The sequence below is a fragment of the Ruegeria sp. HKCCD7221 genome (genome assembly GCF_013031225.1).
Taxonomy (GTDB): Bacteria; Pseudomonadota; Alphaproteobacteria; order Rhodobacterales; family Rhodobacteraceae; genus Ruegeria.
Map to the genome: position 1 here is coordinate 1,077,207 of NZ_WPZE01000001.1, position 26,592 is coordinate 1,103,798.

24 protein-coding genes are annotated in these 26,592 nt (G+C 54.0%); 12 read left to right on the plus strand and 12 right to left on the minus strand.

Annotated features, from left to right (window positions below):
• Nucleotides 1–136 precede the first annotated feature (136 nt).
• Nucleotides 137–1,627 (plus strand): replicative DNA helicase, encoded by a 1,491-nt coding sequence (locus tag GOX73_RS05300; protein ID WP_170383012.1) that lies wholly within the window; start codon nucleotides 137–139, stop codon nucleotides 1,625–1,627.
• A 1-nt stretch (nucleotide 1,628) separates the two neighbouring features.
• Here the strand turns inward: GOX73_RS05300 and GOX73_RS05305 are convergent, their stop codons facing one another.
• Nucleotides 1,629–2,171: a GNAT family N-acetyltransferase gene (locus GOX73_RS05305; RefSeq protein ID WP_171121610.1), complete on the minus strand. Its 543-nt coding sequence runs from the start codon at nucleotides 2,169–2,171 to the stop codon at nucleotides 1,629–1,631.
• Between the two features lie 228 nt (nucleotides 2,172–2,399).
• Here GOX73_RS05305 and alr point away from each other — a divergent pair, with 228 nt between their 5' ends.
• Genes alr through GOX73_RS05320 form a run of 3 tightly spaced genes read left to right on the plus strand, consistent with a single transcriptional unit; the run spans nucleotide 2,400 to nucleotide 4,956 of the window.
• Nucleotides 2,400–3,434, plus strand: a complete 1,035-nt coding sequence (alr, locus tag GOX73_RS05310) for an alanine racemase (protein WP_171124782.1) — start codon at nucleotides 2,400–2,402, stop codon at nucleotides 3,432–3,434.
• On the plus strand, nucleotides 3,431–4,213 hold the full coding sequence (locus tag GOX73_RS05315; RefSeq protein WP_171124780.1) for an ABC transporter permease: 783 nt from the start codon (nucleotides 3,431–3,433) through the stop codon (nucleotides 4,211–4,213). Before alr ends, GOX73_RS05315 begins: the two co-directional genes overlap by 4 nt.
• Nucleotides 4,210–4,956 (plus strand): ABC transporter ATP-binding protein, encoded by a 747-nt coding sequence (locus GOX73_RS05320; RefSeq protein ID WP_171124778.1) that lies wholly within the window; start codon nucleotides 4,210–4,212, stop codon nucleotides 4,954–4,956. The genes GOX73_RS05315 and GOX73_RS05320 overlap by 4 nt, the downstream gene beginning before the upstream one ends.
• On the opposite strand, the gene GOX73_RS05325 is transcribed toward GOX73_RS05320, so the two are convergent.
• On the minus strand, nucleotides 4,953–5,456 hold the full coding sequence (locus tag GOX73_RS05325) for a hypothetical protein (protein ID WP_171124771.1): 504 nt from the start codon (nucleotides 5,454–5,456) through the stop codon (nucleotides 4,953–4,955). The two genes, GOX73_RS05320 and GOX73_RS05325, sit on opposite strands and share 4 nt — an antisense overlap.
• Nucleotides 5,457–5,487: 31 nt before the next feature.
• On the opposite strand from GOX73_RS05325, the gene GOX73_RS05330 reads away from it, so the two are divergent.
• The 4 genes from GOX73_RS05330 to GOX73_RS05345 all read left to right on the plus strand — a co-directional run bounded on the left by GOX73_RS05330 (nucleotide 5,488) and on the right by GOX73_RS05345 (nucleotide 9,014).
• Nucleotides 5,488–5,940 (plus strand): paraquat-inducible protein A, encoded by a 453-nt coding sequence (locus GOX73_RS05330; RefSeq protein ID WP_171124769.1) that lies wholly within the window; start codon nucleotides 5,488–5,490, stop codon nucleotides 5,938–5,940.
• A gap of 286 nt (nucleotides 5,941–6,226) precedes the next feature.
• Nucleotides 6,227–6,871, plus strand: coding sequence for a DNA repair protein (locus GOX73_RS05335; protein WP_254429118.1), 645 nt, complete (start codon nucleotides 6,227–6,229; stop codon nucleotides 6,869–6,871).
• A gap of 120 nt (nucleotides 6,872–6,991) precedes the next feature.
• Nucleotides 6,992–8,356, plus strand: a complete 1,365-nt coding sequence (radA, locus tag GOX73_RS05340; protein ID WP_171125309.1) for a DNA repair protein RadA — start codon at nucleotides 6,992–6,994, stop codon at nucleotides 8,354–8,356.
• Between the two features lie 40 nt (nucleotides 8,357–8,396).
• Nucleotides 8,397–9,014 carry a CvpA family protein gene (locus tag GOX73_RS05345; RefSeq protein ID WP_171121617.1) on the plus strand — a complete coding sequence of 206 codons (618 nt, stop codon included), beginning with the start codon at nucleotides 8,397–8,399 and terminating at the stop codon, nucleotides 9,012–9,014.
• Between the two features lie 347 nt (nucleotides 9,015–9,361).
• On the opposite strand, the gene GOX73_RS05350 is transcribed toward GOX73_RS05345, so the two are convergent.
• From GOX73_RS05350 to GOX73_RS05375, 6 genes are all read right to left on the minus strand, one after another.
• The gene (locus GOX73_RS05350) at nucleotides 9,362–10,387 is read right to left on the minus strand and encodes a mechanosensitive ion channel family protein (protein WP_171105995.1); all 1,026 of its coding nucleotides are present in this window, start codon (nucleotides 10,385–10,387) and stop codon (nucleotides 9,362–9,364) included.
• Nucleotides 10,388–10,517: 130 nt separating this feature from the next.
• Nucleotides 10,518–11,729 (minus strand): BamA/TamA family outer membrane protein, encoded by a 1,212-nt coding sequence (locus GOX73_RS05355; RefSeq protein WP_171105997.1) that lies wholly within the window; start codon nucleotides 11,727–11,729, stop codon nucleotides 10,518–10,520.
• A gap of 210 nt (nucleotides 11,730–11,939) precedes the next feature.
• Nucleotides 11,940–13,472: a DUF3299 domain-containing protein gene (locus GOX73_RS05360; protein ID WP_171124765.1), complete on the minus strand. Its 1,533-nt coding sequence runs from the start codon at nucleotides 13,470–13,472 to the stop codon at nucleotides 11,940–11,942.
• A 108-nt stretch (nucleotides 13,473–13,580) separates the two neighbouring features.
• On the minus strand, nucleotides 13,581–14,336 hold the full coding sequence (locus GOX73_RS05365) for a DUF481 domain-containing protein (protein ID WP_171134808.1): 756 nt from the start codon (nucleotides 14,334–14,336) through the stop codon (nucleotides 13,581–13,583).
• A 31-nt stretch (nucleotides 14,337–14,367) separates the two neighbouring features.
• Entirely contained in the window at nucleotides 14,368–15,702 is a 1,335-nt protein-coding gene (locus GOX73_RS05370; protein WP_171106004.1) for an amidohydrolase family protein, read from the minus strand.
• A gap of 117 nt (nucleotides 15,703–15,819) precedes the next feature.
• Nucleotides 15,820–17,349, minus strand: coding sequence for an amidohydrolase family protein (locus tag GOX73_RS05375; RefSeq protein WP_171106006.1), 1,530 nt, complete (start codon nucleotides 17,347–17,349; stop codon nucleotides 15,820–15,822).
• Between the two features lie 251 nt (nucleotides 17,350–17,600).
• Here GOX73_RS05375 and GOX73_RS21005 point away from each other — a divergent pair, with 251 nt between their 5' ends.
• Entirely contained in the window at nucleotides 17,601–18,593 is a 993-nt protein-coding gene (locus tag GOX73_RS21005; RefSeq protein ID WP_171124764.1) for a helix-turn-helix domain-containing protein, read from the plus strand.
• A gap of 389 nt (nucleotides 18,594–18,982) precedes the next feature.
• On the opposite strand, the gene GOX73_RS05385 is transcribed toward GOX73_RS21005, so the two are convergent.
• Nucleotides 18,983–20,431: an IS1 family transposase gene (locus GOX73_RS05385; RefSeq protein WP_171134809.1), complete on the minus strand. Its 1,449-nt coding sequence runs from the start codon at nucleotides 20,429–20,431 to the stop codon at nucleotides 18,983–18,985.
• Between the two features lie 1,071 nt (nucleotides 20,432–21,502).
• Here GOX73_RS05385 and purF point away from each other — a divergent pair.
• The 3 genes from purF to GOX73_RS05400 all read left to right on the plus strand — a co-directional run bounded on the left by purF (nucleotide 21,503) and on the right by GOX73_RS05400 (nucleotide 24,231).
• Complete coding sequence (purF, locus tag GOX73_RS05390; RefSeq protein WP_171134810.1) at nucleotides 21,503–23,026, plus strand: amidophosphoribosyltransferase; 1,524 nt, start codon at nucleotides 21,503–21,505, stop codon at nucleotides 23,024–23,026.
• Between the two features lie 269 nt (nucleotides 23,027–23,295).
• Nucleotides 23,296–23,544: a hypothetical protein gene (locus GOX73_RS05395; RefSeq protein ID WP_171124761.1), complete on the plus strand. Its 249-nt coding sequence runs from the start codon at nucleotides 23,296–23,298 to the stop codon at nucleotides 23,542–23,544.
• Between the two features lie 42 nt (nucleotides 23,545–23,586).
• Nucleotides 23,587–24,231 carry an SDR family oxidoreductase gene (locus tag GOX73_RS05400; RefSeq protein WP_171124760.1) on the plus strand — a complete coding sequence of 215 codons (645 nt, stop codon included), beginning with the start codon at nucleotides 23,587–23,589 and terminating at the stop codon, nucleotides 24,229–24,231.
• Nucleotides 24,232–24,292: 61 nt separating this feature from the next.
• Here GOX73_RS05400 and GOX73_RS05405 read toward each other — a convergent pair whose 3' ends face one another.
• The 3 genes from GOX73_RS05405 to tatB all read right to left on the minus strand — a co-directional run bounded on the left by GOX73_RS05405 (nucleotide 24,293) and on the right by tatB (nucleotide 26,587).
• Nucleotides 24,293–25,135 carry an ATP-binding protein gene (locus GOX73_RS05405; protein WP_171124759.1) on the minus strand — a complete coding sequence of 281 codons (843 nt, stop codon included), beginning with the start codon at nucleotides 25,133–25,135 and terminating at the stop codon, nucleotides 24,293–24,295.
• Between the two features lie 118 nt (nucleotides 25,136–25,253).
• On the minus strand, nucleotides 25,254–26,132 hold the full coding sequence (gene tatC, locus GOX73_RS05410) for a twin-arginine translocase subunit TatC (protein WP_171121622.1): 879 nt from the start codon (nucleotides 26,130–26,132) through the stop codon (nucleotides 25,254–25,256).
• Nucleotides 26,129–26,587 carry a Sec-independent protein translocase protein TatB gene (gene tatB / locus GOX73_RS05415; RefSeq protein ID WP_171121623.1) on the minus strand — a complete coding sequence of 153 codons (459 nt, stop codon included), beginning with the start codon at nucleotides 26,585–26,587 and terminating at the stop codon, nucleotides 26,129–26,131. Before tatB ends, tatC begins: the two co-directional genes overlap by 4 nt.
• Nucleotides 26,588–26,592 lie beyond the last annotated feature (5 nt).

Below are 26,592 nucleotides of genomic sequence, written 5' to 3' on the forward strand. Positions count from 1 at the left end.
GCAGCGTTCTTTGGCAAAGTTGTCCAAACTTATCCCAAGCTGAAGCCGAGTTATACGCAACTTATCTTCAGAGATTTACAGATGGCCCAACGGGCGCCGGATTGATTAGAACTGTCGCACGGGCAGCGGGGACAAAATGAACGAGATTAGCAGCATCGAGCAGGCAGCGGCGCAGATTCAGAATGCCGAAACTATGCCGCACTCCATCGAGGCCGAGCAGCAGCTTCTGGGCGCGATCCTGACGAATAATGATCTGTATGACCGGGTGGCCTCGATCATCGGGGCCGAGCATTTCTATGACCCGGTCCATGCCCGCATCTATGAAGTCGCCGCCAACCGCATCGCCAAGAATGCGCTGGCCTCACCCGTCACGCTGAAATCCTTCATGGCCGAGGATGAGGGCCTGAAGGAATTGGGCGGCCCCGCCTATCTGGTCAAACTGGCGGGCGCCTCGATCAGTGCGTTTGCCGTGCATGATTATGCCCAGATGATCTATGACCTGGCCATTCGGCGCGAGTTGATCCGACTGGGTCGGGACATTTCGGACAAGGCGGCGCGGGTCGATGTATCAAGCGAACCAAAAGAACAAATCGTCGAGGCCGAGCAACAGCTTTATCAGTTATCCGAGCAGGGCCAGACCGAACAGGGATTTCAATCCTTCCTCAAGGCGGTCACAGAAGCCGTCAACGTCACCAACGAAGCGTACCAGCGCGGCGGTGGCATGGCAGGGATTTCCACCGGTCTGGCCGACTTGGACAAACAGCTTGGGGGCCTGCACCCCTCGGACCTGATCATTCTGGCCGGGCGTCCGTCGATGGGGAAAACCTCGCTTGCGACCAACGTGGCGTTCAACGTGGCCAAAGCATACAAGCGCGGCACCAAATCGGATGGGTCCGAAGGAGCGGTTGACGGCGGCGTGGTCGGGTTCTTTTCACTGGAAATGAGCGCCGAGCAGTTGGCGGGCCGGGTTCTGGCCGAAGCGTCCGAAATCTCAAGTCACAAAATCCGTCAGGGTGACATGACGGAATCCGAATTCCGCCGTTTCGTGGACGCCGCGAAGGAGTTGGAAGCCTGCCCGCTTTTCATCGACGACACCCCGGCCCTGCCGATCTCACAACTTGCCGCCCGCGCGCGGCGGTTGAAGCGGACACATGGGCTGGACCTGCTGGTGATCGACTATTTGCAGCTCTGTCGGGGCATGTCCGACAACCGCGTCAACGAAATTGCCGAAATCTCGATGGGCATGAAGGCCATCGCCAAGGAACTGAACATCCCGGTGATCGCGCTGTCTCAGCTTTCCCGTCAGGTCGAAAGCCGAGACGACAAGCGCCCGCAACTGTCAGACCTGCGGGAATCAGGCTCGATCGAACAGGATGCCGACGTGGTGATGTTCGTGTTCCGCGAGGAATATTATAAAGAACGCGAAAAGCCCGGCGATCATGAGCTGGAAAAGATGGAAGAGTGGAAACAGGCGATGGAACGCCTGCACGGCAAGGCCGAAGTCATTGTCGGCAAGCAGCGACATGGTCCCATCGGCACGGTCGAACTGTCGTTCGAGGCGCAATTCACCCGCTTCGGCAATCTGGTCAAACCCTGGCAGCAGGACGGCCAGATCGAAGGCTACTGACCTACCACAATTCAGGCTTGTCAAACGCGGGAACGCAGCGCGACGGACCAGTGAAAGGGGCCGCGTCGCCCTCAGCCAGCGACTGACCGATCCATCCGTGCGGCTGGCTCAGCTTCTGGGGCGGACGGGCGAAATCCTGCGCCATCGGTTTGAACCCTGTCTTTCCGTAGTAGGCAGGATCACCGTAAGTTATCGCAAAATCAACGCCTTGCCCCTTCAGGTCGTCTAGCGCGAAACGGATCAGCCTCTGCCCAATCCCTGCTTTCTGGCGATCGGTTTTAACGGCGACCGGCGACATCAAAACGACGTTGCGCGGGTCTTCATCGTAAAACAAGCGCGAAAAGAGGATGCACCCCAAAAGCTCTTCACCTTCGCTTGCCAGATAGCAGCGCAGATCGTCGTCTTCGGATGTTCCCATCAAATCCTGCACCAACGACGTCAAAGCCTGACCTTCGGCCACTCCTTCGGAGGCTGTGAAAACGTCCCCATAAAACGATGGTATCTGCGCCTCAAAACCGGCGTATCCCGACGTAAGTTCAATCATGTTCGCCCTTTTCCCGCCGTCACAGCCCAAGTGAACGATTCCCCTGGCTGACTGCTGTTGATCACAAGTTAAACACAATAGGGCACCCGTAAAAACGAAAACTCGACCGGCAATTTGGCGCGCCCGTTTCGAAATACAGGCCGCATGCCGCCCACGTTCCCGTCAATCGAGGCAATAATCGGCCAGTACCCCCTTGACCTGCCGCGATCCAATGTCATGAACAGAGCCATGAGTACCGCACGTTTGACGATCAACCTTCATGCGCTGGCCAGCAACTGGCAGGCGCTCGACGCGAAAACCAATGTCGAGACCGGCGCCGTGGTCAAGGCCGACGCTTATGGCCTTGGGGCCGAGCCCGTTTCGGCAACGCTGGCCGAAGAAGGCGTGCGCAAGTTCTTTGTGGCGGCCGCGGAAGAAGGGGCCGCCGTCCGTCAGGCGGTCGGGCCTATGCCAATGATCGGCGTGTTCTCGGGCCATATGGAAGGCGACACAGATCTGTTGCGCGACCATGACCTGACACCTTTAATCAATTCACCCGAGCAGTTCCTACGCCATGTCGAGGCCCTGCCCGATCAGGTGTTCGGGGTTCAACTGGACAGCGGCATGAACCGTCTGGGCCTAGAGCCTGCGGACTGGGCGGAACTGCGCCCCAGGATCGAACCGCTGAAACCACTTGTTGTGATGTCGCATTTGGCGTGCTCGGACGAACCTGACCACCCCATGAACCAACAGCAGTTGCGAACCTTCCGCGAGATGACTGATGGAATTTCCGCGCCGCGTTCACTGGCGGCCACTGGGGGAACGCTGCTTGGCCCCGAATTCCATTTCGACTTTTGCCGCCCAGGGATCGGTTTGTACGGTGGAATGCCGTTCGCTGACGCAAAACCGGTGGTGACCGTAGACTTGCCTGTCATTCAGGTCCGCCAACTGGCGGTCGGAGAAACGGTTGGCTATGGCAACAGTTGGACGGCCCGGCGGCCGTCGCGCATTGCAACTGTCGCGGCGGGATACGCGGATGGGTTGCACAGGGCGATTGGCGGCGGGATCGACGCGTTCGCCGGTGGTCAGCCCTGCCCAGTCGTTGGACGCATTTCGATGGACCTGATTACCGTCGATGTCACCGATTTGCCCAATGACCCCGAGCGTATGCGTATCCTGAACGGTCACCAGACTGTCGATGATCTGGCCGAGGCCGCTGGCACCATTGGATATGAAATCCTCACATCGCTAGGCGCGCGATATTCCCGAGGCTACGTGGAATGAGTGCGCTGGACTTGCTGGGCGGTCTTGGTCGCGCAGTGCTGACCCTGCTTGCGACCTTTGGCAAGGTGGCCTTGTTTGCCGTAGATGCCATCTCGCACATCTTTAGGCCGCCATATTATCCGCGCGAATTTGCCGTTGCGCTGATGAATATCGGATGGCTGTCTTTGCCCGTTGTCGGATTGACCGCCATCTTCACCGGCGGTGCGCTGGCGCTGCAAATCTATGCAGGCGGCGCGCGTTTCAACGCCGAGGCCGTGGTACCGCAGATCGTTGCCATTGGCATGGTGCGCGAGCTTGGTCCGGTTCTGGTCGGCCTGATGATCGCCGCCCGTGTTACCTCGTCCATCGCGGCTGAGATTGCGACCATGAAGGTGACCGAACAGATCGACGCGCTGGTTACGCTGTCGACCCACCCGATGAAATACCTAACAGCGCCCCGCGTTCTGGCCGCGCTAATTACCGTGCCCCTGCTGGTAGGCATCGGGGATATCATCGGCATCGCCGGAGGGTATGTCGTCTCGACCGAGAATCTGGGCTTCAACGCAGCGACCTATCTGCAAAACACGGTCAATTTCCTTGAAACACGCGACATTGTCTCGTCGCTGGTCAAAGGGGCGGCTTTTGGACTGATCGCGGCGATCATGGGCTGCTACTACGGCATGAATTCGGGACGCGGCGCGCAAGGCGTCGGTCGGGCAACCAAGTCCTCGGTCGAATCTGCTGCAATCATGATTCTGGCCGCAAACTTCATTCTGACAGGGGTGTTCTTCTCGGTATGATCAGGATGGAAAATGTACACAAAGCCTTTGGCTCCAATCAGGTTCTGCGCGGCATGAGCCTTGATATCCCCAAGGGCACCTCGATGGTCATCATCGGCGGGTCGGGCACCGGAAAGTCCGTTGCGCTGAAATGTATTCTTGGCCTGATCAAACCCGACAGTGGCATGATCTATGTGGACGGCAAGGACGCCACCAAGGGCGACCGGGATGCGTTTCTGGCGCGGTTCGGGATGCTGTTTCAGGGGGCAGCCCTGTTTGACTCGCTCCCCGTCTGGCAAAACGTTGCCTTCCGCCTGCTGCGTGGCCCGTTAAAGCGCCCCCCGGAATATGCGCGCGAGATTGCGATTGAGAAACTTCGCCGGGTTGGCCTGAAATCCGATGTGGCAGACCGCTTTCCGTCTGAACTGTCGGGCGGGATGCAGAAGCGCGTGGGCCTCGCCCGCGCCATCGCTGCCGAGCCCGAGATCATTTTCTTTGACGAACCAACCACCGGTCTGGACCCGATCATGTCTGGCGTCATCAACGACCTGATCCGCGAAATCGTGACCGAGATGGGCGCGACGGCCATGACCATCACCCACGACATGAGCTCAGTCCGCGCGATTGCCGACAACGTCGCCATGCTTCACGGAGGCGTCATCCAATGGACAGGCCCGGTCAGCCAGATGGATGCCTCGGGTGATCCTTATGTGGAGCAGTTTATTAGTGGCAGCGCTGAGGGTCCGATTGAGGCGGTGCGCTAACTCACATTTGCCTGCTGTTCACGCTCCAATTTGTCAGAGGCACGTTTGGCATAGTCATATCGCAACAAATATTGTCCGCCAGCGACGACAAATTCCGGCGCCTGAATTCGGACAACACCCAATGCTTGCATCAAATGAGCTCCTGAAACCGGGAAATAGTCCGGATCTTCGCCGGAGAGCCTGTTGTAAATTCGCCCTCCGAACCAACTTGCTCTGCGTCTGGCACGGTCCGGTTCGTACAACCGAAAATGCAGAACTCCAAGAAGCTGTTCGCGATCAAACGGCAATCTGTCTGCAGCGGTGCTTCCTTCCGAAAGCAAAGAATTTGCACCGCCTGTTACGGCACTAGAAATACCCTTGCTGAACGCAGAAGGGCCATTCGGTATTTTTATGACTGGATCAACCACTTCAACCCACACAAGAACACCCCAGTCAAAATACTCCTTAACCAAAGCTTTGTCCGCGACAACAAATACTTGCAGCCCTTCATGCAGCCTCATAGGTATTCATGCGGATTATTCGGGATTGCCAATGACCCTCCGCCTCGCCACCCTCTCGCTACTGATCCTCTACCCTATCGCGTGGTTCGCCCCGCTGATGCGCGCGGGGCTGTTGCCAATCTTCGGCCTTAGCGAAATCAGCGTCATCACCGGCCTACAATCCCTGTGGAAATCCGATATCTTCCTGGCGCTGATCGTCACCGTCTTTGCCCTGTTCGCGCCCTATATCAAGACAATTGGAACGGCTCTGGTGCAGTGGGACCTGCTGGATGCCCGCGTTCAACCCGCGCTCAACATCATGGGCAAGTTGGCGATGGCCGACATCTTTCTGATCGCGCTGTACATCACGCTGGCCAAAGGCATCTCCTACGCCACTATCGAAACCGCATGGGGATTGTACCTGTTTACAGCCTGCATTCTGGCCTCAATCGCGCTGGGATACATTACGGAAATGACATCCAGTTCACGAAAACCTCAGACCTAATTGATTGAAAACCTTCATCTGGGTATCATCTTAATATTTCGAGCAGCAACAATTAGTAGTTTCAGGTCCGCAGCGGATCAATCTGCGTGTGTTAATTGCATCCCGCTCTGGCCTGGTTTGTACCGGTTTGAGAAGGAGTTCGTCTATCATGACCGCCCTCCATAATATGACTTTGCAATTTCAGAATGCGTTTTTAAGACTTACTTTTTTGCTGATTTGTGCTGCGGCACTGTTCTCTGTTTTAACGACAATACTTTCTGCTTTCGGCGTGCTGCCATGGTTGTCCATGCAAGCCGGTTTCGGCACGGGAACCTATGTTGATGCGGGTATGTTCATACAGATAGGGCTGACCGCACTGATTCTCATGCTGGCGTTCTATCTGCCGGCAAATGCGCGAATGATGGCGCTGGAAAACGCCCATCGGAAGTTCTCGCTGAACATGCAGGACATCTCTTACGCGTACCAGTTGGCGCATGCGGCTGATCGTGGGGATACCTTTCTACTGTCCTCGGAATTCGATGCGGTCAAGGAACGGATGGCGTTTCTGCGCCACCATCCAGACCTGCAATCGCTTGAGCCGGAAATCCTGGAACTGGCTGCGCAGATGAGCCAAATCAGTCACGAGCTGGCTGAAACCTATGGCGATGCCAAAGTTTCCCGCGCGCGTATGTTCTTGCAACAGCGACAGGAAGAGATCGAACAATTCCAGCAGCGGATCGGCGACGCCCAGACTATCCAGCAGGAACTGCGTCAGTGGACACGCGATATCGAGATCGAAGAATCCATTGCCAAGTCTCAGCTTGCTCGGCTGCGCGATGAGTTGTTCGAACTTCTGCCAGAGCTGTCAGCCCAGTTGCAGACGCCGGCCGAAGATCGTGAAACTTCGGCATCCAGCGTAATTGCAATGTCACCACCACGCGCGGCGGAATAGGCGCGTCAGCGCCTGCTGTCGACGATGACCCGTCGGGTCTGAGGACGCAGCCCGCCACCGTCGGAGAGGAAAGCCCATAAGGGCTTGAAGAACCGACCGTCCTCGGGCACCAAGGACGGCATGGTGAAGACGACTTCTTTTTCTTGTTCGGCCTGTGGTGCTACCCATTCCCGTTGGTCCGGGCGATGCGACAGTTGCGGCGAATGGAACACGATTGCGCAGGATGTACCCCTTTCGGCTGGCCCTGCAAAAAAATCCCTCGGCGGCAAACGTGGCCAGCCCATCGCACTCACGGACCTGTCGACCGAGGAAACACCCCCGCCCCGCACGCTGTGTGGGGTTGATGAACTGGACCGTGTTCTGGGTGGTGGCCTTGTTCCGGCCTCGGCCTTGCTGGTGGGCGGTGACCCCGGAATCGGCAAGTCCACTCTGCTGCTGCAGGCTGCCGCCCGGTTCTCGCGTGCTGGCGTCAAGACCATTTATGTGTCCGGCGAAGAAGCCAGCGCGCAGGTGCGGATGCGCGCGCGTCGCCTTGGGCTAGAAGACGCACCAGTGCAACTGGCGGCGGAAACCAACCTGCGCAACATCCTGACCACGCTTGAGGCGGAAAAGCCCGGCCTTGCCATTATCGACTCGATTCAGACCATGTGGGCCGACAATGTCGACAGCGCCCCCGGCTCGGTTTCACAAGTAAGGGCCGCTGCGCATGAATTGACCACGTTTGCGAAACGACACGGGATTTCGATAATCATGGTCGGCCATGTCACGAAAGAGGGTCAAATCGCAGGCCCCCGGGTCGTCGAGCATATGGTCGATACAGTGCTGTATTTTGAGGGCGAACGCGGTCAACAGTTCCGTATCCTGCGCGCAGTCAAGAACCGTTTCGGCCCTGCAGATGAGATCGGCGTGTTTGAAATGACGGGCAAAGGTCTGGCTCAGGTCACGAACCCTTCGGCCCTGTTCCTGTCCGAACGTGGCGCTCCCAGCCCCGGTTCGGCAGTATTCGCTGGGATCGAAGGTACGCGCCCTGTTTTGGTTGAATTACAAGCACTTGTCGCACCTTCCCCACACTCTCAGCCCCGCCGCACGGTCGTGGGTTGGGACAGCGGGCGACTGGCCATGATCCTGGCCGTGCTAGAGGCACGGTGCGGTGTGCCCTTCACCGGGCTTGACGTTTACCTCAACGTGGCCGGTGGCCTGAAAGTCAGCGAACCCGCTGCCGACCTTGCGGTTGCAGCCGCATTGCTCAGCGCACGCGAAGACACGGCCCTGCCCGCAGACACGGTCGTCTTCGGGGAAATCTCGTTATCCGGGGCACTTAGGCCAGCCTCTCAAACTGAAAATAGGTTGAAAGAAGCCCAGAAACTTGGTTTCACATCAGCCATAGCTCCGGCAGGTGGCAAAACTGGTAGTGTGGCAGGTCTGACACTCACCCGACCCTCTGATTTGGTGGGGTTTGTTGGCGAAACCTTCGGAGCAGGTTAAGGTAACGCCTTGAGAGGCTAAAAAAATACAGGCGAGGGCCATGGAAGGTTTTACAATTATTGACGGGGTGGTTGCCCTGATCGTCGTGGTGTCCGGCCTATTGGCCTATTCCCGCGGCCTTTTGAGAGAGATTCTGGCGATTGCGGGTTGGGTCGCAGCCGCCGTGCTTGCCTTTATTTTCGCACCCCAAGCTGTGCCGCTGATCAAAGAGATCCCCGTCGTTGGTGATTTCCTGCGCGACAGTTGCGAATTGTCGGTGATAACCGGGTTCGCAGCCGTATTTGCAGTGGCCTTGATCGTGGTCAGCATATTTGCACCCCTGTTTTCCTCGGTCGTGCAACGCTCGGCGCTAGGTGGACTGGATCAGGCGCTTGGGTTCTTTTTCGGCATCGCGCGCGGCATCTTGTTGGTCGCCATCGCGTTCTTCGTCTACGACACGGTCATGACCGGCCAATCCTATACCATCGTGGATGAAAGCCGTTCGGCGAAAGTTTTCGAACAATTCGGGGAAAAGATCGAAGAGCAAAACCCCGAGGCCGCTTTGGGTTGGGTCACCCAGCAATACGAAGAACTGGTCGCAAGCTGCACAGAGGGGTCAGCCCCCACCGAAAGCTCTACTCCGACCGAAGAAACGACGACACCAACAACGAACGAATAACAAAAAAGCCCGGCTCAGACCAAGGCCTTGTGGTAAAATGTTGATGGGAGGTCAAAGTGACCTCCCATTTCTGTTTCAAGGTTAAATCCGAAATTTTAACGCCATCCAGCTCACCCAAAATCAATGTTAATTCCGCTCTTTAGCTGGTTTTAGATCCGGTCCTTTGCCTGAACGGCTGCGTGTCCGAAATTCGCTTAGAGGGGGATTATGCACGAAGCCACACATGACCCGTCTAACACCAATCTAGCGACGCCGTTCCTGACATCCGACAAAAAGCGGTGGAACTGCTAAGTGTATTCGAGTGTTCGAAGATCGGATGAATAACAAAAGGTGCTGCGGGAGAACGATTAGTCTTTGTTCGATACTTTGTTGCTCTTGATTTCGTAAACATCCGCAGATACTTCCAATCCGGCGTTCAGCAGCGCTTCATGGATGTTTGTGTACAACTCCTCCCGGCCTTGGAACATGCTGGGATAGTTAGGGAAAAATACCCATGCATAGTAGATGTAGGGCTGGCTTGATCCGTTCTTCAAGCGAATTGACGGCTGTGGTGATTTCATGACCGTGCTACACTTTCCAACCGCATCCGAAAGCAGATTAACTATGGTGGTAGGGTCTGCTTTGCTGGAAATTTGTACTTCGAACACTTCCGCATATGGGCTGTTTTGACCGTGAAGGTTCAAAAAACGCTGTCGTGACAGCTGTCCATTTGGAATGACATAAGTTCCTCCGCTCCATCCTCTCAACTGGGTAGAGCGCCAATTGATGTCGATGACTTTGCCTTCCGTTCCATCATCGAACCGCAGCCAATCGCCGATTTTGAAAGACCGTTCCATTCCCACGGCTATCCCGGCAAAAAAGTCACCAAGAGTTTGTTGCATTGCAAAAGCGCAAACTGCGGCAACAGCCCCTGTCGACAAATACAGCTCGGTTGGCGCTATATCCTTGACTGCAAGAAAGACCAAAACGCCGATGAGCCAAAAGAGTGCATAGAGAATTGTCAGTGTAAGATGCGAGTGTTGGCCAGAGTGGCCACTGTACGTGTGATATCGAACCCAGGTTTCAACCAGCCTTGCGAGACTGGATGCGACAGCGAGGTACACTAGGAGTTCGGATAGTGTCAGGACATGTCGCGTCCAGTAGAATGACTCACCGATTTCTGACAGGGCGGCAGTTAACTCATAAAGTCCAAGTGCCCCAGCTGGCAGGAGGAACATGTCGAGTATGGCTGCTGGCCAAAGATGAACGCGCGCGAAATTTCGAATGTGTGGGCTTAGCAACGCAAGCCGCCAAACAAGAAGAAAAACGACGGCCGCAAAGGCGAGGACGAGTTGTGGTGACTCTGCCGTCAAAACATCGGATGGATTAGACATCGGAATCTTCTACGCTTACCTTGATTTTAGCGATGGCACGGGCGGGGACCAATTTTTGGAGTCAGAGCCAAGACAGTTAAAGCCGTTTGCTTGAATCAATTTCTCATTTGCCCCAGATTTCATTTTCGTCTCAGAAACGCTGGCCGATATATAGATAGAGTAAGCCATCACCATCGTCATTGAAGGCGTAGTCGATAGAGTAGTCGAGCCTGTTCTGCTTCGACAACCGATAACGCAAGCCTGTACCATACCCGGCACCACCTCGGTCAAATGACATGGAATCCAAACCTGATCCACCAACACCTGCTCCTGCGAACAAGACATATCCGAAACGTTGAGAGAGGCGGCCACGGTATTCGATCTGTGCGGATGTCGACCAGTCAGCGAGAGCATCAAATGCAGAAAACCCCCTCAACCCGTCGACAAACCCGACACCACACCCATCAAAGAATGGAGCTTCTTTAGCTGCACCGCACATTACCGCCCGCCAAGCGATAACGCCTTTCCGTCCCACCGGAATGTAGGACGCCAAAGACAAGACACCTTTGCCGTAGTTTCTGTCACTTATTGTCAGTCTATCATTGAGAATTTTGTCTGTAACATCGCCATACGAGAAGTTGCCGGTCACCAACAGTCCTGAACTTGGATAAAATGTATCGTCCCTTGTGTCGTGCACAACATCGAATGTCAGCCTTTTCAATAGGATATGCAAATCGGGTTGGAGAAAATCTGGGAGTTGGCGGATGAAATCGGAGTTGAGTGACAACTGAGAATCCGCAAAAGCATATCCAAACCCGATTTTGGTCGTGTCTGTGAAACCATACTCCATACGAATGGCATAACCATCAACTGACTGCGTTAAAGGTAGTTCAAAGCTGCCGGATATCGGTAGATCGTAATTCAAATCGGCATCTACATAAATTGCACCTACAGTCCATCTCCCTTGATTGAAGTTAACCGTTCCTCCGATTCCATATCCAGAGGATCCCTCATTCGTTCCGAAGTATCCGGCACCAATACCGGAAGTCTTTGATCCTGGGAGGGCAAATAGGTATCCAGCGCCAAGTGTTGCGCCACTTCCTATCGTTTCGTTCGAAAACGGAATAGGTGCAGCTATAAAATCTCCACTTCGAACGCCCACGTCGGAGTCAGTTGCTACATCATCAGTAATCCTCACGGCTCGGTTAGCGGGATCCAAGGCCCACAGGGTTGAAGGTAAAACCAAAAATAATGAAGCCACGAAAAAGGATTTTAGCCGACTGCTTAGCTCAAGGTTACATGTTGCTTTCGACAGGTCCTTGGTCTGCGAACTCTCAAGTTTGACAGAACCAAATCGTTTCATGGTGTCTGTGACTGAAAAAAATCTGCTAATTCGATTCCTTTTGATACCGAGAGCAAATATGTGTGGAACGCTTTTTCTCCAAATTGCGAAAATCCACAGGTGAGCTGTCAGAACATGTTGAATTCTTCTAGCTCGACGTACCGCTCGCCAGATCAAGATTAATAGAAGCGGGGCGAGTAAACCTGCTGTCGTCAATTTACAAAACTCTCGCTAATAAAAGCTTGAAGCCAACTCTGCTTGAGGCAAAGTCGCAGCGGGTGAATGCTTGTAGTTGATCCAGAATAGGGTCACGCCGATTGCAAGAACACAAATGGCACCTACCAAGCGCGTACTCAGTTCGAAGGTTTGTCGCCGCTTATCCGTCATGTCAAAGCGGCCATAGGCCCAGCTGCGGCCCCAAAGGGCAGCAATGCCAATGGCTGACATTGCCATAGCCATGCCGAGTGATATTGCGCAAACCATCAGAATTGCTGGTACGATTAAGTCGTTTGCAAGCCCAAAAAGCATGACAACTAAAGCGCCGGTGCACGGCACAATACCGACAGCAGCCGCGATCCAAACGCTGCCCGCTGGAGCGGTGCTCGCGGCGCAGGCGGCGCATCCGTGAACATGGTGATCGTGGTGATCGTGATCATGTGCCGGGGCTCCGAGATCCCCAGCTTTCAACGCAAACCGCGTTGCTGAAAGCGCTTTCCAGAGCATGAACATACCAATCACAACAATCAGCCCGTAACTGACTAGGCGAATGGCTCGATAGTCTGAAGGTGCTGCGCCAGTGGTTTGACGTACGGCGAAATCCAACAAGAATACAACTACCACGGCCGAAACAACGTGAATTATTGCTATACGGAAGCCCATCACGAGTCCGCGCCGCAAGCTACCGCCAGAGCCGACAAAATAGGAAATAACGACCGCTTTCCCGTGCCCCGGGCCCAAGGTGTGTAAAGCGCCGTATCCGAAGGCAAGAAATAAGGCTGTAAACAATGCCCCGGTTGTTTCTCCATTCCGGATAGATGTCATGGCCGTGGTGAAAAGGCTGTTTACCCACACCTGCGCGCGGTCCAGAACAGGCAGATCCGACATTGATGATGCAACAATATTCTGCGGCGTTCCGGATATTGTGACGTTTGCCATACTGTATGACACAGGGATGTCAGTAGATCCGTCGACGAGGAACAGTTTATGAACCCTAGGCTCGTGCCGCAGAACGCCGGACAAACGAATACTTTGAAAACGGTTTTCTAGAATCAAACCTTTTGGGACCGACACATGGACGATCTGGTTTGGCAGTGGAGGCGGAGTGTGGATACAAGCGCCTATCCAAGGCACCAGAAGGAATTCATAAACTTTTCCCGCCGTGACAGACAGTGGCAGCGCATAGCCGTCCAAAGTCAGCTCAGCACCTAGGAGTCTGGTGGTCACACCCGTTGATTCTTCTTCGCGCCGCTCCATGACAACTAGACGCTGTTCCAAGAGCTGGTCGGCATTGAGCCCAGCTGCATCTAACCTGTTGCGGGCCTGCTCGGCTGCTTTGCTAGCTTCGGGGTTATTTTGGCCTTGTTCTTTGGCAATTTGGTCAAGCAGAATTTTCCGCAGGTCGGACTTATGCTCGTACTTCATTTCCAGAAAAGGGTCGTCATAAGGCTCTACCGAGGGCACAAGGGCATCCCACGAAACAAGGCTATCTTCTGCGGCCAGCAACGGCACCGCCGCAAAGAAGAAAGCGAATGTAAGAAAAGCCATTGCGGCTCCGCGCATCGAGAATCTTGGCATCCGGCTAATCCCTTCCGTTCAGATTTTTAAGTCGAACCATTCGAGTCTCGCGGGGCTCAACTTTTACGTACCGCAACGTTAGAAAGGTACTTTCACTCCCAAAAATGCGCCGGAAAGGGTAACTTCACTGAAAAGTCCAAATTCGCCTAAGTCCCAGTCCAAGTATCGGTAGCCGACGGTTAAGTCGACGGAATTTAACCTGTAGTTAATGGCTGCCGCTGCTTGCCACGTTAGATCACTGTCGCCGGTGCCGATGTCTGCATAGTAGCTGAAATACCAATCCTCATTGATATTTGTCTCACCTCTGAAGCCAATCACCGCATCCCAGTTTGTGCCAGATTCCGACTCGGCGATTGGAGCGCCAAGTCCACTAACACTCACGTCGCCATCTAAATACAAGGCCCTTGCGCCACCGGTGATATCAAGAGACCCACCACTAGTCTCAAGCACGCGGTAGCCGGCTCCTAGCGTGGTTATGAAGCCTTTGAGACCAATATCCGCAGTAACTGGAACACTTGCTCCACCCAAGTTGACGGAAGTGCTATCAGACTCATCTACATCAAGATAGATGACGTCAGCTATCAAAGACAATCGATCGTTTCGCGCGACGAGAGTGCCCATGACACCAAAATTCAGGTCCTCGATAATCTTGTCTATGCTGATATCAACATTGCCACCAGTTGTGGTTTCTCCTCCAACGGACGCTCCCCAGAAGTAGAGTTGGGCACCCCATTGCCAATCTTCCTCAGCTGCTGCCGTGGATGCTGTAAGTGTCGCTGCGGCGAGGGTAGATAGTGTAAGTTGTGATAGACTTTTGGGTTCGAGAAAATTCACTTTTCATCCCTTCCGATTGCGTACAACACCTTCACTCGAGAGTGTTTTTGTAGATCACCCCGTCTTTCATGATGATTTTGATGTTTTCGCGATCCGTCACTGCGCTTAGGTCTTCGAGAGGATTGCCGTCGACTAGCAACAAGTCTGCCAACGCGCCTTCTTCAACGCGCCCGATCACACCTGGGTATGGGTTTCTTGGCCCGGAAAGCTGGAGCAACTCTGTAAAGTTACCGGTCGACATTTTCAGTATTTCGTAGGGCGTAAACCAGTCCAGCAGCCGTTCCATCTGTTCGACCTGCTCACTGACACCAATTCCTGGCCCAGGGCTGATAAAGATGTCGGTTCCGTGGACGACCTTTAGTTCAGGAAGCCCCTTGATCCACTCATAGACTGATCCCGTACCTTGGCACACAATAGCTTGTTTTGCGTTCTGTGCATCATTCAGTCCAGGCTCGCTGCATAGCGTAAACGGTTGAATACTCAACCAGATCCCATCTTTCGCCATCCTCTCCAACGTTGGCTTGTCGAGAAGTTGACCATGCTCGACCACCTTAATTCCGGCATCAATTGCTTGATTAACGGCTCGAGGAGTGTAGCCGTGTACGGTAACGTAAGTTCCCCAGTTTTCAGCGGCTGCTGTAGCTGCTTGGATTTCTTCAAACGTAAACTGCGTAGTGTCTAATGGGTCGTTGGGTCCGCTAACTGAACCGCCAATAGCAAGTTTGACCTGTGATGCTCCAAGCCGCAGTTGTTCGCGTGTCGCGGCGAGCACCTTTGGGACCCCATCTACCAGTGTACTGTTTCCCGTTAAGTCAGTGATTGGCGGTTCTCCACCCAGCAATGGGTTACGCTCGTTCCTAACTCTGAAATCCGCATGGCCGCTTGTTTGAGATATCATTGAACCTGACGGGTAAATACGAGGTCCGACAATAGAACCCTCGTCAATTGCACGCTTGAGGCTAAAAACCTCACCGGCCATATCGCGTGCTGTGGTCACACCATTCATCAGCATGTTTCGAGCCGTATCGACCGAACGGATGGATTGGTAACCTGGCAACTCGAAAAGCACGTCAGCGAACGTAATCCCAGACAAAGCTAAGTGAGAGTGTCCCTCAATGATGCCGGGCATCAGAGTGTGCCCATTTCCCTCAACAACCAGGCCGTCGTTTGCCGAAAGTTCTTCTTGCGAAATCTTTGAGATGATATTGCCGTCGATGAGGACGTTCACATCTTCTATGAGCGTTTCATTTACGCCGTCAAAAACATCAACATTGGTAATGAGTACAGAGCTATCTTGCGCGTTCGCTGTGGCTCCAAAGATCGAGGCCGTGTAAAAAATTGCTCCGAATAATCTGTTGCAAGTCATGATGTTCTCCTTGATTTGAAGGGCTCTCTACCGGTCAAAGATTTTTCGGTTAAGCGGCGCCATGGAGCTTGATGAGGTGTGACATTTGTTGTTTTGAGTCGGGTATACCGGCTATGGCTACTGGCTCACCTTGCCTCTAATCGGTACGCCGGCCGAGACATTCTGAACCACTGAGTCGTCCACAACGATGGTGCCATTGACTATCACATAGGGAATACCTGACGATGGGAGAGAGTTTTTTCCGTTTTCCGGCCCGGAATTATCGGTCACGTTTTCCGGATCGAAAATTGTAATATCCGCGACTGAGCCCTCCTGAATGCGCCCGCGAAGTTTCATCTGCGGGACGTGGTCTTCCAGAAAAGCCGCTGGCTCGTAGGTCATCTTAGAAAGCGCGTCCATCAGCGAGATGGCGCCAGTTTCCCGCGCCATGCGGAGTATTTTTGCATGAGTACCAGCACCCCGCGCGTGCCCGGCGCCGGCACCGTACGGCGTCTCGAAATCACCATTCAGCCCGCCGTCGACTATGTAGGGCATCGCGTCTGAACCAACGATTACACCAGGCCTGGTCATCGCCTCCATGATGTATTCGTCTTTCATTGTGTACATTAGCAACTGTGTTTCAGGCGCTTCCGTCCGCAGTCGATCAAACTCTTCGTCGGTCAGCGGCTCTCCAGTTTCTGTTACAATGTAGTCTGACGCTTCAACGCCCAATCGCTCCTTGTATCCGGGCTTGTTGTAGTCTGCATCCACGTAGGTTCCTGCGTAATTATACGGATAGAATTCACCGATGACCTTCTGCCCTTGCGCACGTGCGTTGTCGATTAAATCCAAACACTTCTCTGTCAAGCCAAGGCAATTGCTTGGGACGTGGTGAACCAGCAGCGGAACGTTGTTTTCCCTGGCAATTGTCAGCATTTCGGTAATACCCATGAAGCCGCTGGGTGGAATTTGAGAGAGATACCGAACGTGTGTTGTTATCGGGAGATCGTACTTTGCCGCTAGAGAAGTAACGGCCATGACCTCCGGACTTCCAACAACGGTGTAGTACCCAATCGGGTATGCAATCCCGATACCACCCTGCTGCAATCCTTCTTCGACCGCCTCCAAAATTGCGGCCTCGTCCAGGGGATCATACAGCTTCGTTTTCCACTGCTGACCATCATCCATCGCGCGCGTGGCCGAACCTTCGTAAAAAACCCTTCCCCCGGGGTCCAATCCATCCAGAACAGCCAATCTGGCGAAAGCGTGGGATACGTTGGCGCCGTAGTTTACAATCGATTTTCCGTCCCAATAGTCGTAGTAGCTGTTTATCGGATACTGACCGATTTCCAAATCCATGGGAGTTGTTACGCCATCACGAGCATATAGGCGTTGGGCAAATAGGTCCTGACCGTGTGAATGATAATCTATGAACCCAGGCGCAACCACATGTCCGGACGCATCAATCTCTCTAATGCCTTCCAAGTTGTCAGTGCTTATTTCAGTAACAAAGCCGTTGTTGATTCCAACATTGGCCGTAGCGTCGAAACCCGTTTCGGGGTCCATTACGCGGCCATTTTTGATTACGATGTCAAAGGATTGGGCGTAAGCAAATGGCGCTAACAGAAGAGAAAGCCCAATTGCTGAAATTATTGGTTTCTTGTTCATTCTTGCCTCCCATCAGGGGAACTCCTCCGCCTTTTCTTTACCTATTTGCTCCAATGGTCGTGAGAACCGAGCTCTCGTAAGCCCTCGGAGAAAGTTGCTTAAGTTCCTGCATTTAAATGGTTTTAACCCGCTTAATTAGCGATGCTTCCACGAAAGATGCTCTCATCAAAGAGGATTCAGTGTTCGATTCTTCCGTTGCTTAAAATTTTTGCGACTTCGAGTTTGCATTAATGTTGGGACAACTAAAGTTCGTGAATTACACTCTTCAGAATAACCGCCGAGAGTCTGAAAGATTTTTGATTGCAATGTGGTCACCTAAAACGACTTTTCACACCTACATGAATGACTTCCCGGTCAGAGAGGCCGAGTTGGTTCAACTGGGTGGTGGGCCGCTTGGGTTGCGTGCAGAGATGGTATTTGGCGCCGACGCTGTCCTCTCAAAGGTCAAATGTGATGCCAATACAGTTTGGAGAATGCTCGCTGCAAAAGACTGGGTCGGGCTTGTCCTGCCAATCACTTGGCAAGGAACCTACAAACTGGATGGTTGGGAAGCAGCACCAGGAGATGTGTTCCTGCTTGATGGCAGAGTTGAGTTCACTACCAGCGCTGGCAACCGTACATCCATTATGCTTGCAATACGCAGAACGCGGTTGATCGAAGCGATTCACCGCATTGCTGGATCCAATTTCATCGAGATCGACCCGAACCACGTGCTACTGCAACTCCACGACATTCAACTACACCAACTTAAATCCCGCATAACACGCATGTTTTCCGTCACTAAATTCCATAGAGACTTCACTGGCGGTTTGTTCATGCCACCAACACATGAAAAAGATATGTTTTCCTTTCTAGGCGAATTTCTTCTCGAATGCGTGCCTAAGAAGGCCTACAAGAATTTGCTTCCAAGCCGCGATTTTAAGACTGTGGGTCGAGCTCTCCAATTCGCGCGAAAGACCAGATATGAAGATGTTAATTTGGCTACTCTGTGTGAAGGCGCCGGAGTAGGAAGAACCACCTTATATCAAGCGTTTGAAGGAGTTTATGGAATTACACCTATGCAGTTCATTTATAAGTTGCGACTGACTGGCGCTAAAGAGTGGCTGTCAGATCCTTCTGACCCACCTCAATCTGTCAAGCAGGCCGCACTGAAATACGGATTTGTAAGCTTTGGACGTTTCGCAAAGACTTATCGTGAATTGTTTGGTGAAAGCCCTTCTCAAACTCTTCTCAGGGCAAGATAACCGTTTGAACAATCGTCAGTATCAGCGCGACATCGAAATAGGAGAACACAACAGAGTTCTCAGCAGAATGGGCACTTGTTCAAGCATCTACATTTTAGAAAACTGGTCAAAAATTTAGTTCTGCTTTCGCAGTAGTTGAACCAAGCTTTTCGACACTCTCGAAATTCATGTGACTTACTTCAATCTTGTTCCGACCAGGCCTCGAACAATTGCAAGGGGAGTGAATAGGCCGAATGAACATGGTACAGCGAAAGTAAGCTCTGGTGCCATTTAAGAGTTCTGCACACGGTTGAAAGCCACTAGCGCAGTCAGTTTGTAGATACCAGTCGCGGTAACCCAATCGAAGTCTATGGCATTTCGCTACTTATAAAACTGGGCAGCTTGACGTACTAAAACGCAAATAGGTCTCGCTCATAAACAAATCCCTTGGCGATCCCAATCTTCATCGCTGGTGTATCCTTTGTTTTGTTCATGAGGTTGGTATAGTTGTGGGCAAACCTCAGGATATCGACCATTTTAGAGACCATGACGGGGTTGTAATTTTGCTTATAATACCAAAGCCGACTGCGCCCTGAAGACACCAAACCACGTTCAAATCCCATGATCTTCGTTCTGGCCCGCGCATGATACATATCAACGGGATGAGTTCCGGACCTCACAGCGAACTGGGCGATTTGAGTATAATTCAAGTCGTTTGGGTTCGTTTTGAAGATTGTTCGCTTCTCAGGTTCATTGATGAAATGGAACGGATATAACAGCCTCTCATCCCTGCTTTCTCGCTCGCCGAAATAATTCATCAATTCGTGCAGATAGTCCTCTGGCGGGCGTTGCTGCAATAAGGAGCGCACTAAAACTTCCATGACACCATCTTGCTTCCTGGGTGACACCGGATCGCCTGTACCCAGAAGGACGTTTGAGCGATCAAGAGCTCTCTGAAGTCTGCTGTATTCCTTGTTTCCTTCTGCGACCAACGCCTTTCGCTGGTCCGCCACCAGATATTTCGTAATTGCGATATCCGCAATTCTGACACGCTTGGCCTTTACTTCCTTTGCAAATACAGCTGCATATGCAGCAGAAAGGCCAGCATCACGGTCAGTTGAAAAATTCAACTTTGCATACTTGCTCCCCAGCTTTTTCTTGACCAGCATGATATGGGCGAATTCAGCTGCGTCCTGTCTCACCCTTGCTGCTTTCTCCAGAAGCTTCACATCTTCCTCGGATGCTGTGAAGGTTCCCTTCTCCATCCCGCCTCGGGACTTGTTCAAAGCATCATGCTTATCACGCAGATTTTTTAAGTATTCAGTCGCAAACCAGACCCTCGCATTTTTTCTCATTGAGCGGGGCTTTTCTAAGTCACCTACAATTTCCATGACCTTCTCAATTGCCGCTGGCTGAACGTCGGGATCTACATCTGTTGTAGAGGCGACCACGTAATTACTGTCACGCGCGACGGTACAGATATGGCGAACGTCAACAGCCTTTCGAACTCCCCTGTCCGGCCAATTTACCTGAAGAATTTGCGTATCAGTGGCGAAGTAGGGTGATTGGCCCGCAATGGCACTTGGTAAAAGCCTTTCTCGTTCGGCAGCAAAGGCCTGGCACTGCTTATGAATAAAGTCGATCTTGCGGTAAACTTCTGCCGGCTGGACATCAAGTGTCCGGCAAATCGCAGAGATCGTCATTTCATTAACAATACTCCTGAGAACTTTCCCGTTCAGATCGCCGCGGAAATGACGTCTGCTCGACTTACCCAAGGAAAAGGTTTTCTTGCAAGCTTTACATTGAAACCTCGGGTCGCCTTTTGCGGTCTTGCCAAACTTTCTGTAGCGGCTAGGCATTAGTGAAATCGTCGCCCCATGATTGATACATGCAGCAGTTGGACAACTTTCACGTTTTGTTCTCCTATGCAGTCGAGATAGTCTCGCATACTCTTCGAACACGGCCTTGTTGGATTTTACGATGCTGGATCGGTTGCAAGCGGGACAAACAAAGGTTCGTTCATCCCCAGAGCCGATTACGCGGCCTCGTCCGATGTTCGAACCTGGTTGGGAACGTCGACCTCGGCCATCCTTGCGGTCGGGTAGAACACCGAACAATTCGCAAACTGGGTTACGACAAAAGTTGATTGATTAACCGCCAACAAGTCGAGTCAAGCGATACCGCTCTAGCCTCGCAACTTTTTGCGAGAGATCTGACAGGTCAGGCAAGCGGCATCCCCTTAATATTAAACGAAAACACCCAGCAGGCTAACCGCTGGGTGGGATATCGTCAACATTTAGCTGCAAGGGCTTGGGCTCAGACCGGGCTTTTTCTTTGGCCGTGAGACTTTGCTTCAGGTAAAGCCTTCACCCGCGCACACCGTACAGCGGACGTTCTTCAGGCCGAAACAGCCGGTACAGTTGCTGTAGATAGGTTTTCCATAGACATCGCGGCTTTTGACGACCTCGCCCGCCCCATTGCAAATCGGGCACGGAGCACGGCCCATTCCACGACAACGATGGCATCGCCGCTTGGACGGCTCTTCCTTTTTTTGTCCTTGTTTGTGCTGCCACATTTTTCAAAACCCTGCCCGATATTTTTCTATATCAGACAATCATTCTTGCGGAATTGACAGCATAAGCCGCACCGAACGTCACCTTTTGATGCTCATTGTGACAAAATCCACCTGCGTCAAATCGCAAATGTGATCCTTTGATGACACCGGCACCGTAAGGCATTATGTGAGAGCCGAACTGACATGGAATCGGAGCCACCGATCTTGCTGTATCTGTCTTTCTTCGCGCCAACCCTTCGTGACGCAGGCGCGTCTGCCCCTAAGTTTAGACGGGCAGCACAAAGCATAGATACTCTCATGCGCCCGTTCCAAACCGCGTCGCACGTCAAAACGTCATAGAAATTGGAGCCCGTACATGTGTGGGATTTTGGGGATCGCAAGCAGAACGCATGATGTGTTTGCGGAAATCTATGACGGGCTGCTGATGTTGCAGCACCGGGGTCAGGATGCCTCGGGGATCGTCACCTATACCGGAGAGTTCTTTCGCGAGAAAAAGGCCAACGGTTTGGTCAAGGACGTGTTCAACGCCAAGGACGCGGAAACCCTGCTGGGCAAGGTCGGGATTGGCCACGTCCGCTATCCGACCGCCGGGTCGCTCAGCGCGTCTGAGGCGCAGCCATTCTTCGTGAACGCCCCCTACGGCATCTATCTGGTCCACAACGGCAACATCACCAATACCGCCCAACAGCGTGCAAAGGTAACGGGCAAGTACAGCCGCCACCTGCGCACGACATCAGATTCCGAGATTTTGCTGAACGTTTTGGCCGACAAAGTGGCCGATGCGATCAAAGTCAACGGCAATGCCGATCCGATCCGCAACATCTTCGCCGGTGTGAAGATGACGATGGAACGTGTTCAGGGTGCCTATTCCGTCATTTGCCTGATCGCTGGGGTCGGCATGTTGGCGTTTCGTGACCCGCATGGCATCCGCCCGCTGTCCGTTGCGATCCGCGAGGAAGGCGGCAATGGAGATGACTATGCCTTTGCCTCGGAAGATGTTGCTTTTGGGATCAACGGGTTCAGCAAGTTGCGTGACCTGCGTCCGGGTGAAGCGATCCTAATCGACCTTGACGGAAACAAACACGAGTTCCAGGCCGTCGAAGGCAAGCTGACACCCTGTATCTTTGAATATGTGTATCTTGCACGTCCGGATTCGTTGCTGGATGGCGTATCCGTTTACAAGACCCAGATGCGCATGGGGCAGACTCTGGCCAAACAAATTCAGGATTCAGGGCTTGAGATCGACCGGATCATCCCGGTTCCCGACAGCGCCCGCCCCGTCGCACTTGAGGCTGCCAAGATTACTGGTATTCCCTATCGCGAAGGTTTGGTGAAGAACCGCTATGTCGGGCGTACCTTTATCATGCCCGGTCAGGAAGAGCGTCAGAAATCCGTGCGCCGCAAGCTGAATGCGGTTCCGCTGGAGTTCGATGGGCATAACGTGCTGCTGATCGACGATTCCATCGTGCGCGGCAACACGATCAAAAAGATCGTCCAAATGTGCCGTGAGGCCGGTGCAAAAAAGGTCTATATCGCCAGCGCCTCGCCTCCGGTGAAGTACCCCAACGTCTATGGGATCGACATGCCCACCAAGCATGAATTGATCGCCAACGGTAAAGAGATCGAGGAAATTCGGCAGGAGTTGGGTGCAGACGCTTTGTTCTATCAGCACCTCGACGACCTGATCTGGGCGGCCAAGGAAGGCAACCCCGAGATCGAGGCCTTTGACTGTTCATGCTTTGACGGCAAGTACATCACCGGCAGCGTCAGCGAAGACTATTTAGACACGCTGGAAAACAGCACTCGGGTCAGCAAAAAGCGCGAGGACATGCAGATACCGGGCGGGTCGTGGAACGCGGCCAAGCTAGCCTCTGGCTAAGAGCTACATCGCGAATCAGTTGTGACAATGGCCCGCGTTGCTTAGGCGATCGGGCCATTTTTCATGCCCGGAGAGGGAACGATTGGTTGATTTCCGCGCACAACCCTCTGGCGAAGGAGGCGCATTCGCAATGGGTTCGCTGGGTCGGTATGGTATGTGGCGGAACGGCCTGCCAACCGCACCTTTTGTTCCGGCCGCGCCTTTGATAGCCCCCTTGTCACCAACCACTCAACACAAGGGGTTGGGGCCATGCGCCCCGGCCGCAGTTCATGTCAAACGCCACCGTCAAAAGCGCTGCCACGCAGAAGGGCGCGTTAAAAAAGAACTCAGTTTCCTTACTTGGAATTTTTGGCTCCAAAACCGATATGCGTGCTTTGGTGCGCTTGTCATCGGGCCGCGTGAAAGAGATCAAACCGGGTAGCCGCATTGCCTCGGGCACCGTGGTCGCCATTGATGACGACGGAGTGATGCTGCGACAAAGCGGCCAAACCAAGCGGATCGCCATCCCCGGCAGCTAATCCTGTCTTGACGCTTTGCGCCTAGGGGTCCAAACCGCATCCATGACCGATCAGACCAAAATCGCCCTTATCACCGGGGCCTCGCGCGGCCTGGGTGCTGCTTTGGCCGAGGCCCTCGCGCCGGAGTATCACATTGTTGCCGTCGCCCGCACGACCGGCGGGTTGGAAGAACTGGACGACCGCATTCAGGCCAAAGGTGGCTCAGCGACGCTGGCCCCCATGGATATCGCCGATCCAAACGCAATGGCCACCCTGTGCCGCAGCATCCATGACCGTTGGGGCAAGGTGGATTTGTGGGCGCATACTGCTATCCACACCTCAGCGCTGACGCCCGTTCATTTTGTAGATCCCAAAGAGTGGGCAAAGGCCGCAAGCATCAACGCGACGGCAACGTCCGTTCTTATCCCATACGTGGCCCCTTTGTTGGGTGAAACGGGGCACGCCATGTTTTTCGATGATCCAAAAGCGGGCCAGAAATTCTATGGCATTTATGGTGCGACCAAAGCAGCCCAGATCGCGTTGGCGCGGAGTTGGGCGGCGGAGACCGAACGCACCGGTCCGCGCGTTTCGATCATTGAGCCTGTGCCTATGCCAACGGCTGTACGCGCCAGGTTCCACCCCGGAGAGGATCGCGACGCGCTGACACCCACGGCAGACGAAGCCGCGCGGATATTGGCCCTGTTCTAGGAATGGCCCTTTCGGGCCATGCCTCCGGCGGGGATATTTTTAGCCAGATGAAGCGGGCGGATCAGCCTATTTGGGTGCCGCTGCGCCCAGCCAGATCGACGAAGAATTGCCACGCGACGCGGCCCGAGCGCGCGCCACGGGTGGCCTGCCATTCGATCGCTTCGGCGCGCAGAGTGTCAGCGTCGACCGTGACTCCGTAGGCGGCGCAATAGCGATCGATCATCGCTAGGTATTCATCTTGATCGCAGGGGTGGAAGCCCAACCACAACCCGAAGCGATCGGACAGCGAGACCTTTTCTTCGACCGCCTCGGACGGGTTGATGGCGCTGGAGCGTTCGTTTTCGATCATGTCCCTTGGCATCAGGTGGCGGCGGTTCGAAGTAGCATAGAAAACAACGTTTTCCGGGCGGCCTTCGATGCCGCCATCCAACACGGCCTTGAGCGATTTGTAATGCTGGTCATCATGGCTGAACGAGAGATCGTCACAGAACAGGATGAACCGGTACGGCGCGGCGCGCAAATGGTTCAGCAGACGCGCGACCGAGCCCATATCCTCGCGCTGGAGTTCCACCAGTTTTAGGTTGGGGTGGTCCGATTGCAAGGTGCCGTGGACCGCTTTGACAAGGCTGGATTTTCCCATCCCGCGCGCACCCCACAAAAGCGCGTTGTTGGCTTTGAAACCGGATGCAAAGCGGCGGGTATTATCCAACAACGTGTCTCGGGACCGGTTGATCCCAACCAGTAGGTCCAGATCAACCCGGTTGACCTTGGTCACCGGCTCAAGCCGGTCGGGGTCCACGTGCCAGACAAAGGCCGGGGCCACACTGAAATCAGGTGCGGCCAAGGGTGCAGGGGCCATCCGTTCCAGAGCGTCAGCAATGCGGTTCAGGGCTTGGTTGTCCATCGGGGCCTCCGGTCTTGTCGTCGGGGTTTCAAACCATGTTCTGGCTTGCGCAACAAGGTCCAGAAAAGAAAAAGGCGCGCCTAGCGGTGGCGCGCCCGATTTTCAGTTCAAAGAGCGGTTATTTACCGTCTTCGTCGCGAATAATCTCGGCATCCGCCTCTTCTTCATCATCATCGTAATAGCCATCGGCGCGCAGCTGTTCCTCGCGCTTTTTCTCGACGCGGGCGACGAGGAAGATCGAGATTTCATACAGCCCGTAGACCACCACAAACAAAATGACCTGAGTGATCACGTCCGGCGGAGTCACCAGCGCGGCCAGCACCAGAATGGCGACCACGGCGTATTTGCGGACTGATCCCAGGCCTTCGGCCGTCACCAGCCCCGCCTTCCCCATCAGGGTCAGCAGAACCGGCAGTTGAAAGCACAGGCCAAAGGCCACGATGAACTTGATCGTCAGGTTCAGGTATTCCTGCGCCGAGCCCTGGAAGACCACGCTCAGCGGGGCGGCAGTTGCACCTTCGGTCACCACCTCACCTTCGGCCCCGAATTGCTGGAACCCAAGGAAGAAGTCATAGGCCAACGGCGTAACGACGTAGAAGGCAAAACTTGCACCCAGCAGGAACATGAAGGGCGAGGCCAGCATGAACGGCAGGAACGCGTTCTTTTCGGATTTATACAACCCCGGAGCAACGAACCGCCACATCTGCATCCCGATGTAGGGGAACGCCAGAATGAACCCGCCAAGCAGCGAGACCTTGATGGCCACAAAGAAACCTTCCTGCGGCGAAATGAAGATTAGTCCGCAATCCTGCCCGCGTTCGGCCAGAACATCGCATAACGGGCGCGTCAGGAAGTTAAAAAGCGGCGTGGCCACCGTAAAACAGATGATCATGCCAATCAGAAACGCTACGACGCAGTGAATAAGCCGCGTGCGAAGCTCCGCCAGATGCTCGATCAATGGGGCCGAGCTGTCCTCGATCTCGTCGGTCTTGGTCATGTCTTGCTTTCGGTATTCAGCGCGGCCTCGGCTTCTTCCGCTTTGGCCAAAGCTTCAGCAGCTTCCTTGGCCTTGCGTTCGGCAGCCGCGCGCGCGGTCGAGGCCTGAATCTTTTTCGCCTGCTCTGCCCGTTCAGCCGCCAGTTTGCCAGTTTCGCTGTCGGGGTCGAACTTGGTCGGATCCATGCTCTTGGCCATTTCCTGTGCGGCTTCTTTCACGCCGTCCATGGCTGTGCCAACCGGATTGGTCGCCGCGTTCAGCCCCTTTTTGATTTCATTGACACCAGCCTGATCTGCGGCCTCGTTCATCGCACTGCTGAATTCGCGCGCCATACCACGTGCCTTGCCGACCCAACGGCCAACATTGCGGAACAGCACAGGCAGGTCCTTTGGCCCCACAACGATCAGGGCCACGATGCCAATGACCAGAAGCTCGGTCCAGCCCAGATCAAACATCTGGT